The 2,549-nt window shown below is 68.7% G+C and carries 5 protein-coding genes; 2 read left to right on the top strand and 3 right to left on the bottom strand.

Features of this window, described 5'->3' with window-relative positions; translation table 11 throughout:
- The 3 genes from ACP5VX_RS06965 to ACP5VX_RS06955 form a co-directional block, all read right to left on the bottom strand.
- A partial coding sequence (locus tag ACP5VX_RS06965) for a glycosyltransferase (RefSeq protein WP_428725155.1) occupies nucleotides 1-923 on the bottom strand: 923 nt, incomplete at its 3' end.
- A gap of 13 nt (nucleotides 924-936) precedes the next feature.
- Nucleotides 937-1,347 (bottom strand): NifB/NifX family molybdenum-iron cluster-binding protein, encoded by a 411-nt coding sequence (locus tag ACP5VX_RS06960; protein WP_051400971.1) that lies wholly within the window; start codon nucleotides 1,345-1,347, stop codon nucleotides 937-939.
- Nucleotides 1,348-1,351: 4 nt separating this feature from the next.
- Nucleotides 1,352-1,810 carry a hypothetical protein gene (locus tag ACP5VX_RS06955; protein WP_428725154.1) on the bottom strand — a complete coding sequence of 153 codons (459 nt, stop codon included), beginning with the start codon at nucleotides 1,808-1,810 and terminating at the stop codon, nucleotides 1,352-1,354.
- 104 nt (nucleotides 1,811-1,914) lie between these two features.
- Between ACP5VX_RS06955 and ACP5VX_RS06950 the strand changes: the two genes are divergently transcribed.
- Complete coding sequence (locus ACP5VX_RS06950; protein ID WP_042666877.1) at nucleotides 1,915-2,244, top strand: hypothetical protein; 330 nt, start codon at nucleotides 1,915-1,917, stop codon at nucleotides 2,242-2,244.
- A partial coding sequence (locus tag ACP5VX_RS06945; RefSeq protein ID WP_428725153.1) for a hypothetical protein occupies nucleotides 2,241-2,549 on the top strand: 309 nt, incomplete at its 3' end. The genes ACP5VX_RS06950 and ACP5VX_RS06945, both read left to right, overlap by 4 nt.

Raw genomic sequence — 2,549 nt, 5'->3', positions numbered from 1 at the left:
AGCCAGGGGTTCACCAGGTGGAGGTAGGCCTCCGCTAGGAGCACCGCCTTGAAGCGCCGCGGGGCCCTCGAGCCCCTCAGCCGCCTCAACGCCTTGGCGAAGCTCTGCACCAGGTGCTGGGCCCTCCTGGTCCTCCAGGCCGCGTAGCCCCTCCCCGGGACGTACTCCACGCAGGTGAGGCCCTCGGGCGTTATAGCCCTCAGCCCCATGAGGGCGGCCGCTACCGCCGTGTAGCTGTCGTCCGCGCCGACGTCCGTGGGGAACCCGCCGATCTCCTCGAGGAACCCCCTCTTGAACGCCGCCAGCTCCCCGTGGAAGACGGGGGTTGACCAGGCCTTGCTCTCCGCGAGCCTGACGGTGTTGTAGAAGCCCCTGTAGGCCTCCTCCACCCCCGGCACGGCCCCGCCCCCCGGCACCTTGAGGCAGGAAACCGCGGCCACCCTCTCGTCCGACAGCCACTTCACGGCCTCGCTCAGAGCGCTCCTCGGCCAGAGGGAGTCCGCGTCCGTCACCACCACGACCTCGCCCCTCGCCCGCCTCAGAGCCTCGTTGAGGGCGGCGGCCTTCCCCCTCCTGGCGGGCTCGACCACCACCTCCACCCTCAGGTCCCCGTGCCTCCCAGCCCACTCCCTAGCCGCCTCCGCAGTCCCGTCGCCGCTAGCGCCGTCGACCACCAGCACCTCCAGCAGCTCCCTCGGGTAGTCCTGCTCGTAGACGTTCTCCAGCTTGCCCTCTATCAGCTCCCTCTCCATGTACGTCGGGACGATCACCGTCACCCGGGGCCTGTAGCCCGGGTCGAGCCTCAGGTCCCAGGGGCGGCCGAGCCACCTCGCCTTCAGGTAGGCGTAGTAGGCCAGGGGGAAGGCGAAGTGGGCCAGGGAGAGGGCCAGGCCCGCCGCGCCGAGGGCGTCCACCAGCCCCATGGACTCCCGAGGGCTACCCTTCGCCCCCGCCTCCCTCAGCGTCCTCCCCGTGCTCCTCGTTGGGGGCCTCCAGCTCCACCACCTCCCCCCGCCTCACTGCCTCTGCCACCTCCTCGATCGACGGCAGCCTGCCGGTTGCCCGCCTCGGGGCTAGCACCCTGAAGCCCCTCTCCCTCAGGAGGCTGAACGCGCCGGGGCCCACCTCGCTGACTACGACCGCGTCGACGCCCCTCCTCGCCAGCTCCTCGACTATGGCCCTAGCCCTCCCGTACCCCTCCCTCCCCAGCCCCGGGTTCTCGAAGACCTCGACCACCCTGTAGCCCCCCTCGCCGACCTCCACCACCGCGAAGTGCCTCGCTCTCCCGAAGTGCGGGGACAGGAGCAGCCCCCTGCCTGTCTTGACTACGGGCGAGGCGAACCTCATACCCCTACCCGTAGAACCTGTAGACGGTGGGGAGGTTGAGGTAGAATATGCCCAGGGTGAGCAGCCTCGAGGCCTTGGACACCAGCTCCCCCAGCCTGCCCCAGCCCTCGGCCAGGGCGACTATGGCCCCGTAGAAGAGGGCCCTACCCCTGAGCGTGTAGAGCTCTATCTCGAGGAAGACCTCCCTCAGGACCGCCCTGAGAGTGGGGGACTTGACCACCCCCCACCTCCTCAGGGCTAGCAGGAGGCCCCGGCTAGCCGCCGGCAGCCTCCTCCAGGCTCCGTGGCGGAGGGCCTTCCTGAAGTACTTCTCGACCACGGAGCCGTCCACCCTCTCCGGCAGCAGCACCCTCGCCACAACCTCTCTAGCCCTATACTCGACCTCCCTACTGAGGCCCTCGACCGCCCTCTTCAGAAGGCCCTCCGCCACAAGTGTCATGAGGTAGGACACCAGGCAAGACACCTTGATGGAGGCGGCGAGATAAAAAGCTTTCACTGGAAGCGGGGGCCCCCTTACTTTCGCCCCACCGGCCCCCTCAACAGCCGGCCTTAGGGTAGGGTGGTCCAGTGGAGGAGTTCGTCGCCGCCTCTCTAGCCCTCCTCGCTACGCTCGCGGGCTTCGGGCTCGTGCTGGCCTCGGTCATCAACGCCGAGGGGGCTCTCAGCGGGGTGGAGTACCAGTGCGGGAGGCTCGCCTACGTGGCATACAGCGGAGGCTACGTGTACGCCTACTACCAGGGATGCCCCGTCGCGCTGAAGAGCGGGGTCGAGGCCTACGTCAACGGGTCGTGGACACTCGTGGACAGGCTGGTGGACGGGGCGCTCGTGAGGGCCCCCAGCAGCGACGGGAGGCTCGTGCTCGAGACGAGTAGGGGGGCCCTGGTGGCGTCGCCTTGAGAGCGGTCAGCACAGTGGTGGGCCTCTACCTCGCCCTCATAGCGATGGTGGTCGTGGGCCTGGCGGTAGCCGGTAAGCTGTGGGAGTTCTCGAACGCCTTCGACTACGCCGCCAGTAGAGCGGGGGACGCGCTGGGGGAGGCCTCGAGCCCGCCCCTTATGACGCTCGCCCTGTCCGGGGACACCCTCTACCTGAACGTCACGCCCCTCAGGCCCTTCACCCTCAAGTACCTCTTACTGGAGTACCCGAACGGGACCGTGGACGTGAGGGAGCTGGACCTGCCGGTCCTCAACTCGACGCTGCTA

It is taken from the genome of Thermogladius sp. (assembly GCF_049970955.1).
Classification (GTDB): domain Archaea; phylum Thermoproteota; class Thermoprotei_A; order Sulfolobales; family Desulfurococcaceae; genus Thermogladius.
The sequence above is the reverse complement of the archived record's forward strand: the minus strand, read 5'-3'. Positions and strand labels throughout refer to the sequence as shown.